Here is a 22,985-nt window from a genome sequence, read left to right on the forward strand (position 1 = left end):
CCGTGCCCCTCGACGCCCCAGCCCCTCCTCCTCCCGGGCGGCTACACGATGTCCCACGCCTCCCAGAGCAGCGCGGCGCGGGTCAGGGCCGATGGCTCCATCGCCTGCAAGGATGCTTCAGGCTCCATCCACAAGATCGGCGCCCATGTGCAGGGCGCCGAGGCCTGCAATGGCTGGACGTTCTGGCATGTCAGGAAGGGGCCAAACCTGGTTCCCATCGACATGCTGCGCCAGCAGCTGCGCGCCGAGATGGCCCCGGCCGCCTGACTGGCGGCCCACCAGGTTGACTCGCCCGCGCCGCCTGTCTAGAACCCGCCCGGTTCACGAGACGGCAGGTCATGGCTTTGAAGTTCGCCGATAACTTTTGTTTTCGCGCCCTGCGCCTGTCCGCGGCTGTGAAACGCCCGAAACAGACCACGAAATCGTAAGCCTTCCCCCGGCCTTTCCCCGCCTGGGTGGAAGGCAAGACCCCTCTATGACCAGGCGGAGCCCTCGCGGCTCCGGGGGAAAGGACAGAAGGCCCTCAGGAGTATGAACATGGGTTACAAGGTTGCGGTTGTCGGCGCCACGGGCAATGTGGGCCGCGAGATGCTGGCGATCCTCGACGAGCGGCAGTTTCCGGTCGATGAGTGCCACGCCATTGCCTCACGCAAGTCGATGGGAGTCGAGGTATCGTTCGGCGACCGGACGCTCAAGTGTCAGGACCTCGAGCAGTTCGATTTCTCCAAGGTCGACATCTGCCTGATGTCGGCGGGCTCAGCCGTTTCCAAGGAATGGTCGCCGAAGATCGGCGCCAGGGGCTGCATCGTGATCGATAACTCGTCCTGCTGGCGCTACGACCCGGACGTGCCGCTGGTGGTGCCGGAGGTCAACGCCCATGTGCTGGCCGACTATATGGCCAAGCCCAACCGCCGCAACATCATCGCCAATCCTAACTGCTCGACGGCGCAGCTCGTCGTGGTGCTGAAGCCTCTGCACGACGTGGCCCGCATCAAGCGCGTGGTGGTGGCGACTTATCAGTCCGTCTCGGGCGCCGGCAAGGAAGGCCTCGACGAGTTGTGGAACCAGACCAAGGGCATTTTCGTCACCGATACGCCGGAGCCCAGGAAGTTCACCAAGCAGATCGCTTTCAACGTCATTCCGCACATCGACGTGTTCATGGACTCGGGCGACACCAAGGAAGAATGGAAGATGACGGCCGAGACCAAGAAGATCCTCGATCCGAAGATCAAGCTGACCGCCACCTGTGTGCGCGTGCCGGTGTTCGTCGGCCATTCGGAAGCCGTGAACATCGAGTTCGAGAAGCCGATTTCAGCCGAGGAAGCGCGCGAGATCCTGCGCGAGGCGCCGGGCTGCATGGTGATCGACAAGCGTGAGAACGGCGGCTACATCACGCCGGTGGAATGCGTCGGCGATTTCGCCACCTTCATCTCCCGCATCCGCGAGGACGCGACCATCGAGAACGGCCTCAACATGTGGGTGGTCTCGGACAATCTGCGCAAGGGTGCCGCGCTCAACGCCGTTCAGATCGCCGAGAGCCTGATCAACCGCGGCCTGATGAAGAAGGCGGCCTGAGCCGCCGCGCCTCATCCGCTCACCCGGCCTTGGCGAGGTTGCGCAGCACGTAGGGCATGATGCCGCCGTTTCTGTAATAGTCGAGCTCATCCAGCGTATCGATGCGGCAGAGAACCTTGACCTCCGCCGCAGACCCATCGGCCCGCGTGATGCTCACCGTCAGCGTGGCGCGGGGCTTCAGGCCTTCGGCAAGCCCACGGATGGTGACCGTCTCGTCGCCCCTGAGGCCCAGCGCCTGCCAGCTCTCGCCGTCGCGGAACTGCAAGGGAACGACACCCATGCCGATCAGGTTGGAGCGGTGGATGCGCTCGAAGCTCTGGGCGATCACCGCGCGCACGCCGAGGAGGCGCGTGCCCTTGGCCGCCCAGTCACGCGAGGAGCCGGTGCCGTATTCCTTGCCCGCAAAGATCACCAGCGGCGTTCCCTCGGCGGCGTATTTCATGGCCGCGTCATAGATCGGCATGGTTTCGCCGTCCGGGTAATGCCTGGTCACACCGCCCTCGACGCCCGGCACCATCTGGTTCTTGATGCGGATGTTGGCGAAGGTGCCGCGCATCATCACCTCATGATGGCCACGGCGCGCTCCATAGGAATTGAAGTCTACTTTCTCGACGCCGCGCGCATTCAGATAACGGCCGGCCGGCGAGGCGGCCTTGATGTCGCCGGCGGGCGAAATGTGATCGGTGGTGATCGAGTCGAGGAACAATCCGAGGATACGCGCGCCAGCGATGTCCTTCACCGGCGCGGGCTTCATCGACAGGCCCTCGAAATAGGGCGGGTTGGCGACATAGGTGCTGTTCTGGTCCCAGGCGTAGTTCATGCCCTTGGCGACCTTGATCGCGCGCCACTGCGCATCGCCCTTGAACACGTCCTTGTAGCGCTTGGCATAGGCCTTGCGGGTGACATTCTTGCGCACCTCGGCGGCGATCTCCTTGGACGACGGCCAGATATCGCGCAGATAGACGGGTTTTCCCTTGCGGTCATGGCCGAGGGGATCTCTGGTGAGATCAGCGCGCAGCGAGCCGGCCAGCGCATAGGCCACCACCAGCGGCGGCGAGGCGAGATAGTTGGCGCGTACATCCGGGTTCACGCGGCCCTCGAAATTGCGGTTGCCGGAGAGCACCGCGGCGGCCACCAGATCATTCTTGCGGACCGCATCAGCGATGTTCTGCGGCAACGGCCCGGAATTGCCGATGCAGGTGGTGCAGCCGTAGCCCACCAGGTTGAAGCCCAGCCTGTCGAGGTCCTTCTGCAGGCCGGAGGACGCGAGATATTCCGTCACCACCTGCGATCCGGGCGCGAGCGAGGTCTTGACCCAGGGCTTGGTGGACAGGCCGGCCTTCACCGCGTTGCGCGCCAGAAGCCCGGCGCCGATCATCACGCTGGGGTTCGAGGTGTTGGTGCAGGAGGTGATGGCGGCGATCACCACGTCACCGTGGCCCAGGTCGAAATTGGCGTTCTCGACCTTGAAGCGCTTGCCGAGTTCATCGGCCTTCTTGAATTCATCCGCCATGACCTTGGCGAAGCCCGCGGCGGCGTTGCCCAGTTCGACGCGGTCCTGCGGGCGCTTGGGGCCGGCCATCGAGGGTACGACGGTGGCAAGATTGAGCGCCAGCGTGTCGGAGAACACCGGTTCCTCAGCTTTCGCTGTCCAGAACATGCCCTGCGCCCTGGCATATTTCTCGACCAGCGCCACCTGGGCGGCGGGGCGCGCCGTGCCCTTGAGATAGGCAAGGGTTTCAGCGCCGATCGGGAAGAAGCCGCAGGTGGCGCCATATTCCGGCGCCATGTTGGCGATCGTCGCCATGTCCTCGAGCGACAGCGTGCTGAGACCCGGCCCGTAGAATTCGACGAACTTGCCCACGACGCCCTTCTTGCGCAGCATCTGGGTGACGGTCAGCACCAGGTCGGTGGCCGTGGTGCCCTGTGGCAGCGCGCCATCGAGCCGGAAGCCGATCACCTCCGGAATGAGCATGGAAATCGGCTGACCGAGCATGGCGGCCTCGGCCTCGATGCCGCCCACGCCCCAGCCCAGCACCGCGAGGCCATTGACCATGGTGGTGTGTGAATCAGTGCCGACCAGCGTGTCCGGATAGGCGTAGGTGACAGTCTTGCCGTTCTCCCTGGCGGTGCTCGTCCACACGGTTTTCGCCAGATATTCGAGGTTCACCTGGTGGCAGATGCCGGTGCCGGGCGGCACCACGCGGAAATTATCGAATGCCCCCTGCCCCCATTTCAGGAATTTGTAGCGCTCGCCGTTGCGGTCATATTCCAGCGCCACGTTCTGCTTGAAGGCCTTCGAATTAGCGAAGTAATCAACCATCACCGAATGGTCGATGACCAGATCGACGGGTGCGAGCGGATTGATCTTCTTCGGGTCCTTGCCCAGCGCCTTCATGGCGTCACGCATCGCCGCAAGATCGACCACCGCCGGAACGCCGGTGAAATCCTGCATCAGCACGCGGGCCGGGCGGAAGGCGATTTCCTTTTCGGCGCGGCCGCGATTGCTGAGCCACTTGGCGATGCCCTCGATGTCGGCCTTGGTCACCGACCGGCCGTCCTCGAAGCGCAGCAGGTTTTCCAGCAGCACCTTCAGCGAATAGGGAAGCCGCGAGATGCCCTTGAGCCCGTTCTTCTCGGCGGCCTTGAGGCTGAAATAGGCATAGGTCTTGCTGCCAACCTTGAGGGTCTTGCGGCATTTGAAACTGTCGAGTGACATCGGGGCCTCTTCTTACGGTGTGGGTCGGCGCGGGCTATAGTCGCTTTCGCCTGGGCCGACCAGTTGAACCAAGGGCGGACGTGCCGGGCTTCGCTACACGCGGCGTTCCACCATCATCTTCTTGATCTCGGCAATGGCTCTGGCCGGCGACAGGCCCTTCGGGCAGGTCTTGGCGCAGTTCATGATGGTGTGGCAGCGGTAGAGCCGGAACGGGTCTTCCAGCGTGTCAAGCCGCGAGCCCGTGCCCTCGTCGCGCGAATCGATCAGCCAGCGATAGGCCTGCAGCAGCGCCGCCGGGCCCACGTAGCGGTCGCCGTTCCACCAGTAGGACGGGCAGGAGGTGGAGCAGCAGGCGCACAGGATGCATTCATAGAGGCCGTCGAGCTTTTGCCGGTCTTCGGGGCTCTGCCGCCATTCGGTCTGCGGCTCGGGCGTGACCGTCTTGAGCCAGGGTTCGATGGCCCGGTGCTGGGCATAGAAGCGCGTGAGGTCCGGCACCAGATCCTTGATCACCGGCATGTGCGGCAGCGGATAGATGCGGATGTCGCCCTTCACGTCGCCACAGGACTTGAGGCAGGCCAGCGTGTTGACGCCATCGATGTTCATGGCGCAGGAGCCGCAGATGCCTTCCCGGCAGGAGCGGCGGAAGGTCAGCGTCGGGTCCTGCTCGTTCTTGATCTTGATCAGCGCGTCCAGCACCATCGGGCCGCATTTGTCCATGTCGACCGTGTAGGTGTCGATGCGCGGGTTCTGGCCGTCGTCCGGATTCCAGCGGTAGACCTTGAAGTCACGCAGGTTCTTGCCCGGCGGCCTGGGCCAGGCCTTGCCCTGCTGGACCTTGGAATTTCTGGGAAGGGTGAATTCGGCCATGCTCAGTTGTCTTCCACTTCGTCGATTGCAGCCATGAGATCGTTGTTTTCCTCAATCCTCAGCATCCTGATGTCGCGCACAGAGGCCTTGAACCAAGGATACTTCCTTGCAAGCCTTTGGACCACGGTCACGCACCTCACGGCATCAACCGTGTCATTGCCGAAGTAGGTGCTGCCCTGCTTCCATTCAAAACCACGCTCGGAAAGAAAGTTGCGCACATCTGTGTAGGCGTTGCGCGAGGAAGCGTTTGGATAGGTCTGCTCTAGTGTCTGGGTGTCGAAATCAAACACGATTGCGTACATCCTCGATCCTCCCGCGCCAGGGGGCCTGTTATGCCCGATAGAAGTTTGCGCCATTGCTCGCCTGTCCCACGCTGAATGCAGCTAATAAACCCTCGCCTTGGGCTTGATGTAGTCAATGTCGTCGGTCAGCGTGAAGTCATGCACCGGCCGGTAGGCAAGCGTCACGCTCTTGGCGCCGGAGTCGGTCCAGGCGAGCGTGTGCTTCATCCAATGCGCATCATCGCGGTTGGGGAAGTCTTCCCGCGCGTGGGCGCCGCGGCTTTCGGTGCGGGCCTCCGCGCTGACCACGGTGGCCGCCGCCTGCAGGATGAGATTCTCGAACTCCAGCGTCTCGACGAGATCGCTGTTCCACACCAGCGAACGGTCCGAGACACGGATATCGTCGCCGGCTTTCCAAACCTCCATGAGGCGCTTCACGCCCTGGGACAGGGTCTCGCCAGTGCGGAACACGGCGGCATCCTCCTGCATGATCTTCTGCATGCGCAGGCGCAATTCGGATGTAGGTGTCGCGCCATCCGCAAAGCGGTAGCGGTCGACGCGCGACACCGCCATTTCGCCGGCATCGGCGGGAAGATCGGCGTGGGGCGAATTGGGCTTCACCAGTTCGGCGCAGCGCAGGGCTGCGGCGCGGCCAAACACCACGAGGTCGATCAGCGAATTGGAGCCGAGCCGGTTGGCGCCATGCACGGAAACGCAAGCCGCCTCGCCCACCGCCATCAGGCCGGGCACGGTTCTTTCGGGGTCGGCGGGGTCTCCGGCCAGCACCTCGCCGTGATAATTGGTGGGCACGCCACCCATGTTGTAGTGCACCGTCGGCAGGATCGGAATCGGCTCACGCGTGACATCGACACCAGCGAAGATCTTGGCCGATTCGGAAATCCCCGGCAGCCGCTCATGCAGCACCTTGGGGTCAAGGTGTTCGAGGTGCAGGTAGATGTGATCCCTGTGCTCGCCCACACCGCGGCCCTCGCGGATTTCCAGCGTCATCGAGCGCGAGACGACGTCGCGCGAGGCGAGGTCCTTGGCGGAGGGCGCATAGCGCTCCATGAAGCGCTCGCCCTCGGAATTGGTGAGATAGCCGCCCTCGCCGCGCGCGCCCTCGGTGATGAGGCAGCCAGCGCCATAGATGCCGGTGGGGTGGAACTGAACGAATTCCATGTCCTGGCAGGGAAGCCCCGCACGCAGCACCATGGCGTTGCCGTCGCCGGTGCAGGTGTGCGCCGAGGTGGCGGAGAAATAGGCCCGGCCATAGCCTCCCGTGGCGAGGATCGTCTGATGGGCCCGGAAGCGGTGGATCGACCCGTCTTCCATGCACATGGCGGTGAGGCCGCGGCAGGCGCCATCCTCCATGATCAGGTCGAGCGCGAAGTACTCGATGAAGAATTCAGCCGAATGGCGCAGGCTCTGGCCGTAAAGCGTGTGCAGCATGGCGTGGCCGGTGCGGTCGGCGGCGGCGCAGGTGCGCTGCACCGGCGGGCCGGCGCCGAAATTCATCATGTGGCCGCCGAACGGGCGCTGATAGATCTTGCCCTCTTCGGTGCGCGAGAACGGCATGCCGAAATGCTCAAGCTCATAGACCGCGGTGGGAGCGTTGCGGCAGAGATATTCGATGGCATCCTGGTCGCCCAGCCAGTCGGCGCCCTTGACGGTGTCATACATGTGCCAGCGCCAGTCGTCCGGGCCCATATTGGCAAGCGAGGCCGCGATGCCGCCCTGGGCGGCCACCGTGTGCGAGCGGGTCGGAAACACCTTGGAGATGCACGCCGTCCGGAGGCCGGCCTGCGAAGCACCGAGCGCCGCGCGCAAACCGGAGCCGCCGGCGCCGACGACGACCACGTCGAAGCTGTGGTCGGTCACCGGATAGGCACGGCCGCCGATCGAAAAGCTCTTCGGGGCGTTCTTCTTGGTCTCGACCACGGCCATCACAATCCGAAGCTTATCTTGAGAATTGCATAGAGCGCCGCGACGCCCATCGCCACGGCAAAGAAGGTGTTGAGCAGCAGCGCCGCGTATTTGCGCGTGGGGCTATGCACATAGTCCTCGATCACCACCTGCAGGCCCAACCGCATGTGCCACAGCAGGTTGATCATCGTGAGACCAAGCAGGATCGCCACCAGCGGATTGCGCAGGCTGGCCACCATCTCGGCGCGGCTGGCGCCCAGATGGCTGAGGATGAAGACGACCAGGAACACCACCAGCGGCAGGCCGGCGATGGCCGTCACCCGCTGGGCGAGGAAGTGTTCGGTTCCCGACTTCGCGGAACCAAGACCGAGAACCTGGCCGAGGGCCGTCTTGCGCAGCATCACATCACCCCATAGGCAAACGCCCAGAGGGCGATGGTGATGATGATCGACGAGGCCAGCGCGATCCTGGCCGAGGCCTCGACGGAGACGAGATCAAAGCCACGCCCGGTATCCCAGATCAGGTGGCGAATGCCGCCCGCCGCGTGGTGGACGAGCGCCCAGGTAAAGCCGAACAGCACGATCTGGCCGATCCAGCTTCCGAACACCCCCTGGACCATGTCGAAATAGGCGTCCGAGGTGGCGGCGGCGGTAAGCCACCAGACCAGGAGCAGGGTTCCGGCATAAAGCGCGATGCCGGTGGCGCGGTGCATGATGGACATCATCATCGTCAGCGTGCGCCGGTAGATCTGCAGGTGCGGCGAGAGGGGACGCCCTGATTTTCCAGTATTTGCCATGGTGCCTGTTCCCGTTCCCGGCCCGGTATCTAGCCTGTGCGGCGGTTGATCGCAAATAAGTCTAAAGCCATAGAATGGTTTGCCCTTGAGACGGCTTGACGCAGATCATGGAGCATGCGCTCCGGACGCCATACAGGCGGTTAACAACGCCAGGATGTCACATGCCGCAAATCGTCTGTCCGGCCTGCGGGGCCATAAACCGCATCCCGCCCGGAAAACCTGCCGAAACGGCCCGGTGCGGGAAATGCCGCGAACCCCTGTTCCAGGGCCGGCCGGCTGACCTTGATGGCGCGGGCCTTGCCCGCCACATCACCCGCGACTCCATTCCGCTGGTGGTCGATTTTTGGGCAGACTGGTGCGGCCCCTGCAAGATGATGGCCCCGGAATTCGTGAAGGCCGCCCAGGCGCTGGAACCGCTGGTGCGCTTCGCCAAGCTGGACACCGAGGCAGCCCCGGAGGCGGCGGCAGCCCATGGCATCCGCTCAATCCCGACCATGATGGTGTTCAGAAACGGCCGCGAGGTGGCCCGCCAGTCCGGCGCCATGCCGGCGGGGCAGATCGTACAATGGCTGCGCGATGCTGTCCTGGCTCTAGGTTCGTAACAGAAAATTAACCATCTCGGGCAATCGTCGTCATGTGATCGAACCACGACGGATTCGCCCGATGTCCGAGGACACTATCTGCCAACTCGAATCGTTCAAAGCCTATGCCACATCCGGCCGCGCGCCGCGCTGGACCATGGCGCCGGACGATCTTCACGGCTTCCTCACCGGACTGGCGATGGCAGGCCCGCTTCCCTGCGCCAACTGGACGGACTGGATCTGGTCCGGCGAGACGCCGCGGTTTCTGTCCGAGGACGAGGAATGGAAGGTCATGAACGACCTTCTGTCTTTCGAGGAGGAGGTGCGCTGTGCGGTGGCCGAACACCCCCGGCTGGACGCGGCCATCCTGCCAAAGACCGAGGATGGGCTGTTCCTCGCCGCCGACTGGGCGGAGGGCTTCATGCAAGCGATCGAAGCCAATCCCGGCCCCTGGCAAAGTGCGATCCATCAGGTGGAAAGCTCGCTCGCGGTGGTGCTCTGCGCCTGCTATCACAATCATGATGCGTATTTTTCCGGACTGGTCAGCCCTGAGCAGATCGACAACATCAACCAGCATCTCGACTACCTGGCCAGTGTCATACAGGCTGAGGCGCGGGGCGGCTTGCAGGCCGCCTGACGCAGCCCGCCCGGCGCGGCATGGCAGATCCAGGCGCCAGCGGGCCACAACGCGTCTTTGTTATCGGCGGCAGCGGAACCATCGGCATGGCCGCAGTCGAGGCGTTGTGTGAACAGGGCCATCAGGTTGTGTGCCTGGTACGGCCGCAATCAGCCCAGAAACTTCATTCCAGCGCCGAAGTCCGTCCGGGTGAAGCGGCAGACCCGGTCTCGCTGCGCCGTGACGGTTTCCGCGGTGAGCGTTTCGATGTCCTGCTGTCCTGCCTGGCCTCACGCAGCGGTGCGCCCGCCGATGCCTGGGCCATCGACCACCGCGCCCATGTCGAAGCGCTGGCGGCGGCGCGCGAGGCGGGTGTCCGCCATGTGGTGCTGCTTTCCGCGATCTGCGTGCAGAAGCCACGCCTCGCTTTCCAGCATGCCAAGCTCGCCTTCGAGAAGACGCTGATCGAGTCGGGCCTTACCTATTCCATCGTGCGGCCCACCGCCTATTTCAAATCATTGTCGGGCCAGATTGCCCGGGTGAGGCAAGGCAAGCCCTTCCTGGTGTTCGGCGATGGGCGGTTGACCGCCACCAAGCCGATCAGCGACCGCGATACGGGGCGGTTTCTTGCCCGCTGCCTCAGCGACCCCGCCTGCCATAACAAGATCCTGCCCATCGGCGGGCCTGGCGAGGCGATCACGCCGCGCCAGCAGGCGGAGCTGTTGTTCGACTTGCTGGGCCAGCCGCCGCGCCTCCGGCAGGTGCCGGTGGCGCTGCTCGACGCCATCGTATTTGGCCTCAGCACGGCGGGGCTGGTCTCCTCACGCCTCAAGGCCAAGGCCGAACTGGCGCGCATCGGACGCTACTACGCCACCGAATCGATGCTGGTGTGGGACGAGGACGCCGGCCGCTATGACGCTGCGCTCACGCCGTCATTCGGGACCGACCGCCTGGCGGACCATTACCGGCGCGTGCTGGCGGGCGAGGCCGAAGCCGGCCTCGGCGCGCACAGCGTCTTCTAACGTCCCTCGCCTCAGGCGATATCGAAGCGGTCGGCGTTCATCACCTTGGCCCAGGCCTTGACAAACTCGTGCACCAGGGCCTTCTCGCCGTCGCCCTGGGCATAGACTTCGGCCAGCGCCCGCAGCTGCGAGTTGGAGCCGAACACCAGGTCGACACGGGTTGCCGTCCACTTGATCTTGCCGGTCTTGCGGTCGCGGCCCTCGAACACGTCCTCGGCGGGCGAGGTGGCTGTCCACACCGTGCCCATGTCCAGCAGGTTGACGAAGAAGTCATTGCTGAGCGTTTCGGCGCGCTTGGTGAACACGCCATGCTGCGACTGGCCGTGATTGGCGTTGAGCACCCGGAGGCCGCCGATCAGCGCCGTCATTTCAGGTGCGGTGAGGGTCAGGAGCTGCGCCTTGTCGACGAGCAGTTCCTCGGCCGAGAGCGAGTATTTGGTCTTGAGGTAGTTGCGGAAGCCATCGGCCGTCGGCTCCAGCACCGCGAAGGATTCGACGTCGGTCTGATCCTCGGTGGCATCGGTGCGGCCCGGCGTGAACGGCACCTCGACCGCGTGCCCGGCCTTCTTCGCGGGGGCTTCCACCGCCGCGCCACCGCCCAGCACGATCAGGTCAGCAAGCGAGACGCGCTTCTTGCCTTTCTGCGCGGCGTTGAATTCCTTCTGGATCGCTTCCAGCCCGGCAAGCACGGCAGCAAGCTGGGCGGGCTGGTTCACGTCCCAGTCCTTCTGCGGGCTGAGCCGGATGCGCGCGCCATTGGCGCCGCCGCGCTTGTCCGAACCGCGGAACGTCGAGGCCGAGGCCCAGGCGGTGGCCACCAGCTGCGCGATCGACAGGCCGGACGCCATGATCTTCGCCTTCAACGCCGCGATGTCGGCGGCATCGATCAGATCGAAATCGCGGGCCGGCAGCGGATCCTGCCAGATCAGGTTTTCGGCGGGCACCTCGGGGCCGAGATAGCCGACCTTCGGTCCCATGTCGCGGTGGGTGAGCTTGAACCATGCGCGCGCGAAGGCATCCGCGAAAGCCGCCGGCTCGGCCAGGAAGCGGCGCGAAATCTTCTCATAGGCGGGGTCCGCGCGGAGCGCGAGGTCGGTGGTCAGCATCATCGGCGTCAGCCGCTTGGCCGGGTCATAGGGATCCGGCACCGTGCCCTTGGCCTCGGCATTTTTCGGCGTCCACTGCCAGGCTCCCGCCGGGCTCTTGGTCAGCTCCCACTCATAGTTGAGCAGGTTCTCGAAGTAGTTGTTGCTCCATTGGGTGGGCGTCGTCGTCCACGCGCCTTCGAGACCGCTGGTGATGGCGTCAGCACCCTTGCCGCTCTTGTAGGAGGAGGCCCAGCCAAGGCCCAGCATCTCGACAGGGGCGCTCTCGGGCTCGGGGCCCACATTGTTGGCGGGGCCAGCGCCATGGGTCTTGCCGAAGGTGTGGCCGCCGGCGATCAGCGCCACGGTCTCTTCGTCGTTCATCGCCATGCGCGCGAAGGTCTCGCGGATGTCGCGGGCCGAGGCAACAGGGTCCGGCTTGCCATTGGGGCCTTCCGGATTGACATAGATGAGGCCCATCTGGACGGCGGCCAGCGGGTTCTCGAGGTCACGATCGCCGGAATAGCGCTTGTCGCCGAGCCAGGTGTCTTCCTTGCCCCAGTAGACGTCCTCATCGGGCTCCCACATGTCGGCGCGGCCGCCGCCGAACCCGAAGGTCTTGAAGCCCATGGTTTCGAGCGCGACATTGCCGGTCAGGATCATCAGGTCCGCCCAGGAGATGCGGTTGCCGTATTTCTGCTTGATCGGCCACAGCAGGCGGCGGGCCTTGTCGAGGTTGGTGTTGTCCGGCCAGCTGTTGAGCGGCGCGAAGCGCTGCATCCCGTGGCCAGCGCCACCGCGGCCGTCGCCCGTGCGGTAGGTGCCGGCGCTATGCCAGGCCATGCGGATGAAGAACGGGCCGTAATGGCCCCAGTCGGCGGGCCACCACTCCTGCGAATCGGTCATCAGCGCCGCGAGATCCTTTTTCAGCGCCTGGTAATCGAGTTTCTTGAATTCGTCCGCATAGCTGAAGGACCTGGCCATCGGGCTCGACAGCGAGGAATGCTGGTGCAGGATCCTGAGGTTCAGCTGGTTCGGCCACCAGTCGCTGTTTGAGCGGCCGGAAAACGAGGCATGCTTGGGCGCTCCGTGAAACGGGCACTGGCTGGCAGTTTCGGTGACCTTCTTGTCCATGAATTCTTTCTCCACTCAAATCTTGATTTCTCAGTCCTTTTACGCAGCGCGGGGCGCGGCGGTTTTGGGCCGAGGCTCATTCCCCGCCGGTTTCTATAGCAGAAATCAGCGCAGAAACAGCCTGAATCTCCGAGCAACAGGACAGAAAAAATCCATTTAATAACATCGGCTTGGATATGTGCGGCAGTTCGAAGCAGCCATCACCGACGGGCCGTCTGGCCGCGCCAGGACGGCAACCGATTGTGCGACGCAGCCTCCCCCGTTAGAGTAACGGCCGTGAACACCCTGCTCTCCGATCTCTCCCGCCGCGCCTTGATTTCCGAGGAGCTGGCCGCGCATCTGGGCCGCCAGGCTGCCACGGGACAGGACACCGCCATCCGGCTGCTGCTCCGCCAGGGCAGCATTGATCAGCAGGTGCTGGCCTTCGAGCTCTCCCGCGTCTTCGATGTACCCATGGCGTCACGCTGGCCGTCGGGCCGGGTTCTTCCGGACGCCATCTCGCTGCGCTTCATGCGCGAGCGCCATGTCCTGCCGGTTGCCGTCGAGGGTGGCGTCCTGAGCGTCATCATCAGCGATCCGAGCGACGAGGCGACCCTGTCAGCGCTGCGGCTGGCGACCGGCATGGACCTGGCGCTGGCGGTGGCGACCGACAACCAGATCCTCTCGGCCATCGAACGGCTGGATGACGTCCGGCAAGGCGCCGGCGCGGCGGGGCCGGGGGCGGGTGTCGAGGATGCCGACGCACTCAAGGATCTGGCGCTCGATGCGCCGGTCATCGATCTGGTCAACCGGCTGTTCCGCGAGGCCTCGGCGGCGCGCGCCACCGATTTGCACATCGAACCGGCGCGTGGCCAGGTCGTGGTCCGGCAGCGCGTCGACGGGCTGCTGGAGGAGCGCGAGCGGCTGCCGCCGGAACTCGGCCGGGCCGCCGTATCGCGCCTGAAGATCCTGACCAACCTCAACATCGCCGAAAAGCGCCTCCCGCAGGATGGCCGCGCCCGCCTCAAGATCGCCGAGCGCGATTACGACATCCGCGTCGCCACCATGCCGACGATCCACGGCGAAAGCATCGCCATCCGCTTTCTCAGCGCCAATACCCAGGCGCCGGAGATCACGCGGCTCGGTCTTTCCGATGCTGACCTTGCCCGGCTGCGCCATGAGATATCCCACGCCCACGGCATGATCGCCGTCACCGGACCGACCGGCAGCGGCAAGACCACCACGCTGGCCGCGGCGCTTGGCGTACTCAACGATCCGCGGCGCAAGATCGTCACCATCGAAGACCCGGTCGAATACCAGATCCAGGGCGTCAACCAGATCCAGGTGCATCCCGAGATCGGGCTCACCTTCGCGCGTTCGCTGCGCTCGCTCCTGCGCTTTGATCCGGACATCATGATGGTGGGCGAAATGCGCGACGCCGAGACCGCCAGTATCGCGGTCAACGCGGCCCTCACCGGGCATCTCGTGCTGACGACGCTTCACACGAATTCGGCGGCGGGCGCCATCGTGCGCCTGCTCGACCTCGGCGTTCAGGCCTATCTCATCGCCTCGACGCTGCGCTGCGTCGTGGCCCAGCGCCTGGTGCGCAAGCTGTGCACGCACTGCCGGGTTCCCTATGACGCGCAACCTGATCTGCTCATGCAGCTGCCGGCGGGGGTCGTGCCTGCGGGGGAGCCGGGTCTGCGGCTCTATAAGCCCGGAGGCTGCACCTACTGCGGCGGCACCGGTTTTGCGGGCCGCGCCGCCATTTTCGAAGTCCTTGCCATCGACGACGAGTTGCGGCGCCTGATCAAGCCCGGCGTATCCGCCGACGTGCTCGTCGAGTCAGCGCGCCGGGCCGGCGTCGGCAGCATGATGGCCGATGGTTTCCGCAAATGCCGTGAGGGCCTCACCACCGTGGAGGAACTCGGCCGCGTGACCTCGGAGGATTGATGGCGAACTTTCGCTATCTCGCGGTCAAGGACAGCGGCGAACGGGTGGCGGGCACCATCGAGGGCGCGGACAGGTCACTCGCCATCAGCCGTCTGTCCGACCAGGGCTTGCATCCGATCGACATCAGCGAGGAAGGCCAGGACCAGGGCGTATCCTCGCTCCTGAACCTCGGCGGAACCGGCATTGCCAGCAAGGAGATCACCGCCTTCACCCGCCAGCTCGCGTGGCTGCTGCAGGCCGGAACCACGCTGAACCGGTCACTTGAGATCCTAGCGCGGGAAAGTTTCTCGAAGCCGTTGTCCAGGGTTCTCGGCGAGGTCCAGGGCGAGATTCGCAAGGGACGGAACTTTCATGATGCTCTGGCGGCCACCGGCCTCTTCCCGCCCTTCTATCTCAGCATGGTGGAGGCCGGTGAGGCGACGGGAACGCTGGCCGCGGCGCTCGACCGGCTGGCCGCGGCCCGGGAGCGCGAACAGAAAGTGCGCGGCAAGCTGATTTCCGCCCTGGTATACCCGATGATGCTGGTCGTCCTGTCGATCGGCGTCGTGATCTTCCTGATGATTGCGGTGGTGCCCGGGATCAAGGACATGATCTCCAGTAGCGGCGCGCCGGTGCCCGAAAGCGCCCGGGCGGTGATCGCCGTATCCGACTGGCTGGTGGCCAATGGCATCGCCTTCGCGGCGAGCCTTGCTGCTGCCGCGCTGGTCATTGCCCTGCTCTGGACGCGCGGTCCCTTGCCGCGGCTGCTGCGCGGCGCAGCCCTGCGCCTGCCGGTGATCGGACGGCTGCTCATGAAATCCGAGGTCGCGCAGTTCTGCCGGGTCCTGGGCTCGCTCGCCGCGGCGGGCATGACGCTGCCGGCAAGCCTGAAGCTGATCGCCGGCTCGACACCCAACCGCCGCGTCCGCGAAACGGCGCAGGACATGGAAACAGCACTGCGCCGCGGCGAGGACTTCATCGCGCCGCTCGAAGGCTCAGGCATCCTGTCGCCGCTTCTCGCCCGGATGATCAAGGTAGGGGCGGAGACCGGCAATCTCAGCCCCAGCATCCTGCGCGTGACAGACATCCTCGAGGACGAGCTTGACCAGCTTTCGGATCGCGCGGCAGCACTCCTCGGTCCTGCCATTATTCTGTTGTTGAGCATATTCGTGGGTTTCATCATAACCTCCCTGATGGGAGCGGTCATCAGCATCAACGATCTCGCAATTTGAGCGAATTCCGTCACAAGGGTGTTTGGCATGAAGTATTTCAGTTTCGGGAAGCCGCGGCGCGGCAAGGGCCGCCGCAAGACTGACGGCGAGGCTGGTTTCACCCTTGTCGAACTGCTGGTCGTGCTGGTGATCCTTGTGCTGCTGGCCAGCATCATCGGTCCGCGGGTGATCGGTTATCTCGGCAGCTCGCGCGCCAAGACGGCGCATGTGCAGATCGAAAGCCTGGTCACCGCCATGGAGCTCTTCCACATCGACGTCGGCCGCTACCCCACCTCTTCGGAAGGCCTGCAAGCGCTCGTCAAACCCACCGGCAACATTCCTGGCTGGAATGGGCCCTATCTGACGAAGGGCGAGGTGCCGCAGGATCCCTGGGGCCGGCCATTTCTTTATGGTGCGGGGCAGAACGGCGCCTCCTTCGTGATCAAGAGCTACGGCGCTGATGGCAAGGAAGGCGGATCGGACGAGGATGCCGATATCTCAAGCTGACCGCGAGGCAGGCTTTACCCTGCTCGAGCTGCTGGCGGTACTGGCCATTCTCGCCCTGACCGCCTCTGCGGTGATCTATGGCGGCCAGCGCAGCGGCGAATCGGCGCGCGTGCGCGCCTTTCTCATCAATGCCGAGGCCATGTTCCGCGATGCCCGCACCGCCGCGATCGAAAGTCAGAAGGAAACCGCCGTGCTGATCGAGGCGGATGGCCGCCGGCTCAGCTTTCCAGCCGCCGAACGGGTGCTGGACGTGCCAAAGGGCGTTTCGCTGGACGCCAAAGTCGCCGCCGCCGCTGGCGGCGAGACGCCGGGCGTGCGGTTCTTCCCCTCCGGCAGCTCCTCCGGGGGCGAACTTTCATTCGCGTTCCGAGGCCGCAGCTATCAGCTGCGGATCAACTGGCTCACCGGCCGCACCCATGCCGAAACGCTCTGACGCCAAACGCGAAGCGGGCTTCTCGCTGGTCGAGGCGCTGTGCGCCGTGGCGATCGCCGCTTCCGCCATCGCCGTGCTGACAAGCGGCATCGGCGGATCGCTGAAAGGCGCGCAATCACTGGACAAGCATCTTGGCGCACGCATCCTGCTGCAGTCGATCCTCGAAGACGAGTTGGCATCGGACACGACCGCACCGGCGCTGCGCGAGGGCGATTCCGCCGGCTACCGCTGGCGGCTCGAAATCGCCCCCGCCGATGTCGTCGATGGACTTCCCGCTCCCTATGTCACCTACCGGCTGACCGCCACCGCCATGTGGGAACCAGGCGGCCGCCTTTCGGCTGAAGCCCTGAAGCTCGGCAAATGACAGGGACCCACACAAGGTCTCGGGAGGCAGGCTTTACCCTGCTTGAAGTGCTCGCAGCCCTGGCGCTGGCATCGCTGATTCTGGTTTCGCTCAATCTTGCCATGCGATCGATCGGCATGGGCGTCGATCGTACCCGTCAAACCCTTGGCCAGCAGCAGGCGATTGCCGCCGCGGTGGATCTGTTCGGGCGCGACGTGGCGCAGATAGCCAAGATCCGCCGCCCGGGCGCCGAAGACCTCGAAGGCTATATATTCGACGGACAGCCGGACGAGATCGTCTATGTGCTGCGCGAGGACAAGGGCACGGATAGCCCCGGTCTCTATTTTGTGCGCCTGAGCCTGCGGGACGGCGACGGCGGCAGCGAACTGGTCCGCGAACGCGCGCCAATGCCGTTTGATGGCGCCGCCCTTGGCGCTCCGGAATGGCGCGATCCGGTGGTCCTGCTGAGCGGCCCCTATGACATCGGTTTCGCCTATCGCGCGCAGCGCTCCGGTATCCGGGAGTGGAGCAGCCGGTGGTCGGTCGAGCGCACGATGCCGGAGCAAATCCGGCTGACGATCATTGATACCAAGACCGGTGAGCTCCGGGTACCCGGCTTCGTGCAGTCGCTGGCGATTGATGCCGAAGCCGAATGCGCCGCTGAGACGAAGCCGCCATGCGGCGACGCGGCACCCGGAGAACAAAGCCAGTGAGCAAGATGGCACGAGACCATGGGCAGCGCGGCATTATCCTGATTGCCGTGCTGTTGACCGTGGCCATCATGGCGGTGATGGTGGTGGCGGCCACCGCGCTGACCCGGTCGGGAATCGGCAGCGAGAGGCTCGACCAGCGCCGCATGGCAACGCATTTCGCATTGCGTTCAGGCCTTGAGGCGGCGAAAGGCATGATCCTGGCGGCAAAGCCGGAGGACCGGCTGTTCTTCGATGGTGAGCCGTTAACGCTCGATGTGGGGCAAGGCGTCCTGATCAGCGCCAGCATCCGCGACGCCGCAAGCTTCATTGATCTCAACCGGTCAGATCCGGAGCTGATCGAAGCGCTGGCGCGGCGGACGAAAATCGATGACCCAAGGGTCCGGGGCCTGGCCAAGCGCATCGCCAGGCTGCGTGAAGAGGCAACGCCGGAAAAAGACAAAGCCCCAGCCGCCGCGCCCGCCCCCGGGCAGGCGGGACAACCCGTCAGCCCGCCATCGCCCAACTCCGCCCTGCCGGGCGATCAGCCTCCGCCCCCGCCGGTGATCTTTCTGGCTGTGGAGCAGATCGGTGAACTGCTGAATGCCAATGCGGCGCCGGGCCAGGCCTTCACCGCGAACCTCACCATTTTCAATCCGACAGGCAAGATCAATCCCATGGCCGCAGACGATGATGTGTTGCAGGCTGTCCCCGGTCTGACAAAGCCCGATCTTGAAGTCATTGCCGAGGCGCGCCTGCGCCGCGAGGCAAAGGACGATGCCAGGTTGCAGCAGGTGCTGCAGCGGACCAAAGACCATTTGAGCATCGCGGAACCAAGAGCATTCGTGATCGAACTCCGGCTTGAGGAAGGGCCCAACCTGCTGGCGGGAAGCCAGTCGCGCGCCGTCGTGCTGCTGGCCAGCGGGCCGCTGCCGTTTCGGACCCTTGCAGCCGGCGGCGAATGAAGGCAAGGAACGCTCAGCGATGACGCGCGACGCGACGAGAATCATATCGGCCGCCGCTCTCTGGCGAAGCCTGCGGGACCCTGTCCTGGCGCTGGCCGAAGAGCTGGCGCTGCGGCGCGGCGGCGCTGACAAGCCGCCAGTGGTGTTCAAGGTCCGCTCCGGCGGCATTGACCTCGAAAGGGCGGACGCCAGCGGCCGCGAGCCGGCGATGTCCGCGTCCGGCCGCCCTGCCGAGGCCATGTCCGCGATTATCCAGCGTCTGGGCGGGAAGCCCGGCGGAGACGCCGGCATCGAAATCTCCGCCGATCAGGCGGTGACCCGGCAGCTCATGCTTCCCGCCGAGTCCGAAACCGTGCTGAGGGCCATCACCCGCAACAAGGTCGAGGGCCTCGCGCCCTGGCCTCTTGCCCAATGCCTGTGGGGCATGCGGGTGCGGCCTGCAATTGGCGAGTCGCGCCAGGTGACGATCGACGTAGCAATAGTGAGCCGCGCGCTGTTTGAAGATCTGGCTGGAAAGCTGAGGCAGGCGGGCGCTTCGGTGAGGACGCTCGGCGTAGAACTCGCCGACGGCGGGAGGCTGGCCATCGACTTCGGCGGCGAAGATCAGCGGCGCAAGGCACGGATGAAGGCGGCGCGGATCGCGAAGGCCGCAGCCGTGGTGGGCCTCGCCGCCCTATCCTATGGCGGTTATGAAGTTTACCGCTCATATGCGCTGTTGTCCCGGCTGAGCGCTGAAACCGCCGAAGCAGCCGCGGCGCTGCGCGCGCCCGCTGGCGGCGGGGCAGCCGAAACGCCACTCGTTGCCGCCGCCAACAGCCTGCGTGAGCAGCGGCTCCAGCGGCCGCCGGTGGTGGCGCTGCTCAACGATGTTTCAGCTTTGCTGCCCGCCAACGTCTACCTCGAAGCGCTGGTGCTGAACGGCGGCAAGCTGGAACTCAAGGGACAGGGCAGCGGCATCCCAGCGCTGATCGCGGTTCTCGAATCGTCGCCGCTTCTGAAGGATGTGAATTTCGCAGCCGCGACCGAACGCGACCAGGACAGCAACGCCAACGCCTTCACCCTCAACGCGCGCTTCGAGCAGGATGCCGCCGCCGGAGCGGCTCCATGACGGCGCTGAGGCTTTCGGCGGAGGCGCGCAGGGGCCTTGCAATCGTGGCGGGGGCTATCCTGATCGCGGGCGTCTCCGCAGCGGGCCTTGCGGCATGGCATGGCAGTCTCGAAGAGCGGGTTGCGCAACAACAGGCGGAGCGCGATCTGCTTGCCGCGCGCGTTGAAAAGAAGGTGCGCGACGGCGCGGGACGGCTGACCGCCGCCGATGGGCCCGAGCGCCTGTTTCTGACCGGCGCCACGCCCGGCCTGACCATGGCCGGCTTCCAGGAGTTGGTTGGCGGAGCGGCGGCGACCAGCGGCCTCAGCGTTTTGCGAATCCAGCCTTTCGAGGCCAGCGATGGCGAAGGCTCGTCCATACCCGCCTATCGCCTCGGCATCGACGCCGAGGGCAGCCTGGAGCAGCTGCGGGCATTCCTGATCAGCATCGAAGCAATGCTGCCGCTGATGTTTGTGACCGGGCTTGAGATCCGGCCTCAGTCGGCCGCCGGCGCTGCCGATCCGTATCCGTCGGAGGCGCTGCGCGCCTCATTCAGGGTCGAGGCGCATGGCTGGAGTGAGCAGCCATGAACCGCCGCCTGGCTTTGCTTGCGGCGGCGGCGATGGCGCTGGGCGTCCTGGCGTTTCAGCAGTACAAGCAATTGCTTCCGGGCTTTGACGGCAAGGACGGCGCCACGGCGCCCGCGCCGGCTGCAACGGCGGCACGCGGAGCAAAGACAGTGGATCTCAATCCACTCCAAAACCTGGGGTCCAACACCTATGCCAGCATTGTTGAGCAGCCACTGTTCAACCCTGGCCGCCTGCCGCGGCCGCCGGAAGCAAAGCCCGAAGAACAGCTAACGCCAGAACCGCCGCCGGAACCGCCCGTTGCGCCTCCAGAGCCGCCGCCGGCCGGTCCCAATGCCGGTGACTACCGGCTGCTCGGCGTCTCCGCCGGGCCTCAGGGGCGCCTGGCGGTACTCGAACTGACGGCGTCATCGGAGATTGTCTATGTGCGCGAGGGCGATGCGGCTGGCCAGTGGACCGTGCTTGAAGTCGGCGACCGATCGGTGGTCATCGGGTCCGCTGGCGAAGCGGTAACGCTTACTCTATTCGAATACACGGGCAACGAGCCGCCGGAACAGGATCGGGTCCTGCCGCAAGATGAACCGGGTGAACCAGTCCCTCCGGATGGTTCGCCCGTGCCGATGGTGCCAGGTGTTGCGCCACCCGGGACTGACGCGGATGCGGGTGGCCCTGCACTCAATTGAACTGAAGGTTCTTCATCTTGTTGCGCAACTCCTGGGATTCGCGCGCCGCGTCCTTGCCATCGCGGATGATCTTGGGCGTGATGAGAACAATAAGTTCCGTGCGCCTCGCGGTATTGTCGGTGGTGCCGATCAGATCGCCGATTACCGGCACCTTGTCGGAGCCGGGCACGGTGGTGCGCGTGCCATCCTCGGCGCCTGAGATCAGACCGCCCAGCAGCACCGTCTGCTGATCATTCACCGACACCTTGCTGGTCAGCGAACGCTGCGTAAAAGAAGGGTTGTTGCCGACGCCCGCCGCACCTTTCAGCACCGCCGAAAGTTCCTGGCCAAGGTCGATGGTGACGACGCCATTGGCGTTGACCCGGGGCTTTACTCTCAGGATCACGCCAGTATCGCGATATTCGAACGAATTCACGAAATTGCCCCCGTCGGTAGCCACCGTCTGGCTCTGAATGGGTATCTGGTCGCCTACCCGGATGGTCGCCACTTCGTTTTCCAGAACCAGCAGCGACGGCGAAGAGACGATGCGCACCTTGGTGATGCCGGAAAGCGCGTCAAGCACCAGTTCCGGATCGGATATTCCGCCGAGCAGGAAGTTGAGGCCCGGAAACTGCGGGCTGATCACCGGGCCGTTGGGCAAAGGCTTGCTGCCAGCCAGCGCGATGGCAATGTTGTTGTTCTTGAAATAAGCCTGCACGCCATAGCGCAGCTGGTTGTTGAGCGATACCTCAGCGATGGTGGCGGTGATCAGCACCTGGGTTGGGGCGGCGTCGATCTGGCGGAGCGTCGCCAGGATCTTCCGGTACTCCTTCGGCGTGGCGCGGATGACGATGGTGTTGTTCGACGGATTGGGCGTGATCCGCGTGATGTTGCCGATGGCGTAAGTGGCGGCCCCGCCGCTGGAACCAGCCCCGGCGCTGCTGGTGCTGCCGGTGGTGACGGGCGGCGCCGCATCCGGCTGTTGCTGGCCTGGCTGCAGGGCTTCCGGCGGCTGCGATCCGGACTGGTCTGAAGGGTTGGTGTCGGTGCTTTCGAGTGAAACATCCATGGTCTCGGTATCGGGCGCGACGTCAGCGGTTGGCCCCGCATCGCTGCCCCCGGTTCCGAAAGTGGCGTTGAGTATCCTTGCGAGTTCTACCGCGTTGCCGTTCTGCACGGCGTAAACATAGAAGTTTGGTGCGTCGACGCTCTCCCGGTCAAGCCGGCGTATCCAATTGATGGCCCGCTTTACCTTCGCCTGGCTGTTGGCGATGACGATCAGACCGTTAAGGCTTGGCACCGGGATAACCTTCAGCGCATTGGGGCCGGCGTTGGCGGAGTCTTCGGCGAAGACTTGCTCGATCCTGCTGGCGAGATCCTCGGCGCGGCCATTTTCAAGGCTCACAATGCTGGCGGTCTGGGTCTTCATCCAGTCGACGTCAAACGATAGCACAACGTCGACAAGCGCGCGGCGCTCTTCCGCAGGACCGCGGATCAGGATCATGTTTCCAGCTTTGCTTGCGCGCACCGTGCCCGACCGGGCGATGAAGCTGTCGAGCAGCTCCATGAGATTGCCGGCTCCAATATGGCGCAGGGGAATAGCATTGACGCCGTAACCCGGCGAAACGCCCTTTCCAATATCGGCGGTTCCCATCTCGCCATCCAGCACTTCTTGCAGCGCCACGATCTTGAAATTGCCATCCGATTGAATGAGCGCCGCCCCACTCAGGCGCAATGCCGCCTCGAAAGCGCTGAGCAATTCGCGGGCGCTGAGTGGCCGGTTGGAGACCAGCGTGATGCTGCCCTGCACACGGGGATCGATGGTGTAGTTGTAGCCTAGGGTTTCGCCGAGTATCAGCCTCGCAGCTTCGGGCAGTCCCGCCTGGTCGACGTTCACGGTGAACTTGCCGTCGTCGAGGGCGCCCACGCCAGGCGGCGGATCTCCACCATCCTCTGTCCACTCGGCGCTGGCGCCCGGGAATACTTCG

Annotated in this window: 22 protein-coding genes and 1 pseudogene; 15 read left to right on the plus strand and 8 right to left on the minus strand. The window is 64.8% G+C overall.

Annotation, left to right across the window (positions count from 1 at the left end):
- Both ACKOED_RS14595 and ACKOED_RS14600 read left to right on the plus strand, forming a co-directional pair.
- Positions 1–267 (plus strand): annotated as a pseudogene (locus tag ACKOED_RS14595) (modification methylase); the annotation flags it as partial.
- A 270-nt stretch (positions 268–537) separates the two neighbouring features.
- Positions 538–1,575: an aspartate-semialdehyde dehydrogenase gene (locus tag ACKOED_RS14600; RefSeq protein WP_408917342.1), complete on the plus strand. Its 1,038-nt coding sequence runs from the start codon at positions 538–540 to the stop codon at positions 1,573–1,575.
- Between the two features lie 19 nt (positions 1,576–1,594).
- Here the strand turns inward: ACKOED_RS14600 and acnA are convergent, their stop codons facing one another.
- The 6 genes from acnA to sdhC all read right to left on the minus strand — a co-directional run bounded on the left by acnA (position 1,595) and on the right by sdhC (position 8,164).
- The gene (acnA, locus tag ACKOED_RS14605; protein ID WP_408917343.1) at positions 1,595–4,294 is read right to left on the minus strand and encodes an aconitate hydratase AcnA; all 2,700 of its coding nucleotides are present in this window, start codon (positions 4,292–4,294) and stop codon (positions 1,595–1,597) included.
- Between the two features lie 93 nt (positions 4,295–4,387).
- Positions 4,388–5,164 (minus strand): succinate dehydrogenase iron-sulfur subunit, encoded by a 777-nt coding sequence (locus ACKOED_RS14610; protein ID WP_408917344.1) that lies wholly within the window; start codon positions 5,162–5,164, stop codon positions 4,388–4,390.
- Positions 5,165–5,166: 2 nt separating this feature from the next.
- Positions 5,167–5,466, minus strand: coding sequence for a virulence factor (locus ACKOED_RS14615; protein WP_408917345.1), 300 nt, complete (start codon positions 5,464–5,466; stop codon positions 5,167–5,169).
- An 81-nt stretch (positions 5,467–5,547) separates the two neighbouring features.
- Positions 5,548–7,389: a succinate dehydrogenase flavoprotein subunit gene (sdhA, locus tag ACKOED_RS14620; protein WP_408917346.1), complete on the minus strand. Its 1,842-nt coding sequence runs from the start codon at positions 7,387–7,389 to the stop codon at positions 5,548–5,550.
- Positions 7,389–7,769 carry a succinate dehydrogenase, hydrophobic membrane anchor protein gene (gene sdhD / locus ACKOED_RS14625; protein ID WP_408917347.1) on the minus strand — a complete coding sequence of 127 codons (381 nt, stop codon included), beginning with the start codon at positions 7,767–7,769 and terminating at the stop codon, positions 7,389–7,391. The genes sdhA and sdhD overlap by 1 nt, the downstream gene beginning before the upstream one ends.
- Positions 7,769–8,164 carry a succinate dehydrogenase, cytochrome b556 subunit gene (gene sdhC / locus ACKOED_RS14630; RefSeq protein WP_408917348.1) on the minus strand — a complete coding sequence of 132 codons (396 nt, stop codon included), beginning with the start codon at positions 8,162–8,164 and terminating at the stop codon, positions 7,769–7,771. Before sdhC ends, sdhD begins: the two co-directional genes overlap by 1 nt.
- A 161-nt stretch (positions 8,165–8,325) precedes the next feature.
- Between sdhC and trxC the strand changes: the two genes are divergently transcribed.
- The 3 genes from trxC to ACKOED_RS14645 all read left to right on the plus strand — a co-directional run bounded on the left by trxC (position 8,326) and on the right by ACKOED_RS14645 (position 10,383).
- A complete protein-coding gene (gene trxC / locus ACKOED_RS14635; RefSeq protein WP_408917349.1) occupies positions 8,326–8,766 on the plus strand; it encodes a thioredoxin TrxC in 441 nt (146 codons plus the stop codon).
- A 61-nt stretch (positions 8,767–8,827) separates the two neighbouring features.
- Positions 8,828–9,382 carry a UPF0149 family protein gene (locus ACKOED_RS14640; RefSeq protein ID WP_408917350.1) on the plus strand — a complete coding sequence of 185 codons (555 nt, stop codon included), beginning with the start codon at positions 8,828–8,830 and terminating at the stop codon, positions 9,380–9,382.
- A gap of 20 nt (positions 9,383–9,402) precedes the next feature.
- Complete coding sequence (locus ACKOED_RS14645) at positions 9,403–10,383, plus strand: NAD(P)H-binding protein (protein ID WP_408917351.1); 981 nt, start codon at positions 9,403–9,405, stop codon at positions 10,381–10,383.
- 11 nt (positions 10,384–10,394) lie between these two features.
- Here the strand turns inward: ACKOED_RS14645 and katG are convergent, their stop codons facing one another.
- Positions 10,395–12,602, minus strand: a complete 2,208-nt coding sequence (gene katG, locus ACKOED_RS14650) for a catalase/peroxidase HPI (protein WP_408917352.1) — start codon at positions 12,600–12,602, stop codon at positions 10,395–10,397.
- Positions 12,603–12,878: 276 nt separating this feature from the next.
- Here katG and ACKOED_RS14655 point away from each other — a divergent pair, with 276 nt between their 5' ends.
- From ACKOED_RS14655 to ACKOED_RS14700, 10 genes are read left to right on the plus strand one after another with little or no spacing between them, the layout of a single operon-like run.
- Positions 12,879–14,534: a GspE/PulE family protein gene (locus ACKOED_RS14655; protein ID WP_408917353.1), complete on the plus strand. Its 1,656-nt coding sequence runs from the start codon at positions 12,879–12,881 to the stop codon at positions 14,532–14,534.
- On the plus strand, positions 14,534–15,745 hold the full coding sequence (locus tag ACKOED_RS14660) for a type II secretion system F family protein (RefSeq protein ID WP_408917354.1): 1,212 nt from the start codon (positions 14,534–14,536) through the stop codon (positions 15,743–15,745). Before ACKOED_RS14655 ends, ACKOED_RS14660 begins: the two co-directional genes overlap by 1 nt.
- Positions 15,746–15,772: 27 nt before the next feature.
- A complete protein-coding gene (gene gspG / locus ACKOED_RS14665) occupies positions 15,773–16,231 on the plus strand; it encodes a type II secretion system major pseudopilin GspG (protein ID WP_408917355.1) in 459 nt (152 codons plus the stop codon).
- Complete coding sequence (locus ACKOED_RS14670; protein WP_408917356.1) at positions 16,212–16,664, plus strand: GspH/FimT family pseudopilin; 453 nt, start codon at positions 16,212–16,214, stop codon at positions 16,662–16,664. Before gspG ends, ACKOED_RS14670 begins: the two co-directional genes overlap by 20 nt.
- The gene (locus tag ACKOED_RS14675) at positions 16,648–17,028 is read left to right on the plus strand and encodes a prepilin-type N-terminal cleavage/methylation domain-containing protein (RefSeq protein ID WP_408917357.1); all 381 of its coding nucleotides are present in this window, start codon (positions 16,648–16,650) and stop codon (positions 17,026–17,028) included. Before ACKOED_RS14670 ends, ACKOED_RS14675 begins: the two co-directional genes overlap by 17 nt.
- Positions 17,025–17,720 (plus strand): prepilin-type N-terminal cleavage/methylation domain-containing protein, encoded by a 696-nt coding sequence (locus ACKOED_RS14680; RefSeq protein WP_408917358.1) that lies wholly within the window; start codon positions 17,025–17,027, stop codon positions 17,718–17,720. Before ACKOED_RS14675 ends, ACKOED_RS14680 begins: the two co-directional genes overlap by 4 nt.
- Positions 17,717–18,661, plus strand: a complete 945-nt coding sequence (locus ACKOED_RS14685) for a hypothetical protein (RefSeq protein WP_408917359.1) — start codon at positions 17,717–17,719, stop codon at positions 18,659–18,661. The genes ACKOED_RS14680 and ACKOED_RS14685 overlap by 4 nt, the downstream gene beginning before the upstream one ends.
- A gap of 19 nt (positions 18,662–18,680) precedes the next feature.
- Positions 18,681–19,769 (plus strand): PilN domain-containing protein, encoded by a 1,089-nt coding sequence (locus tag ACKOED_RS14690; protein ID WP_408917360.1) that lies wholly within the window; start codon positions 18,681–18,683, stop codon positions 19,767–19,769.
- Positions 19,766–20,338, plus strand: a complete 573-nt coding sequence (gene gspM / locus ACKOED_RS14695; protein WP_408917361.1) for a type II secretion system protein GspM — start codon at positions 19,766–19,768, stop codon at positions 20,336–20,338. Before ACKOED_RS14690 ends, gspM begins: the two co-directional genes overlap by 4 nt.
- Complete coding sequence (locus ACKOED_RS14700; RefSeq protein WP_408917362.1) at positions 20,335–21,018, plus strand: hypothetical protein; 684 nt, start codon at positions 20,335–20,337, stop codon at positions 21,016–21,018. The genes gspM and ACKOED_RS14700 overlap by 4 nt, the downstream gene beginning before the upstream one ends.
- Here ACKOED_RS14700 and gspD read toward each other — a convergent pair.
- Positions 21,011–22,985 (minus strand): type II secretion system secretin GspD (gene gspD, locus ACKOED_RS14705; protein WP_408917363.1); only part of this gene is annotated, 1,975 nt, incomplete at its 5' end. The two genes, ACKOED_RS14700 and gspD, sit on opposite strands and share 8 nt — an antisense overlap.

Origin of the sequence: Aestuariivirga sp. (assembly GCF_046093005.1) — a bacterium.
GTDB lineage: Bacteria > Pseudomonadota > Alphaproteobacteria > Rhizobiales > Aestuariivirgaceae > Aestuariivirga.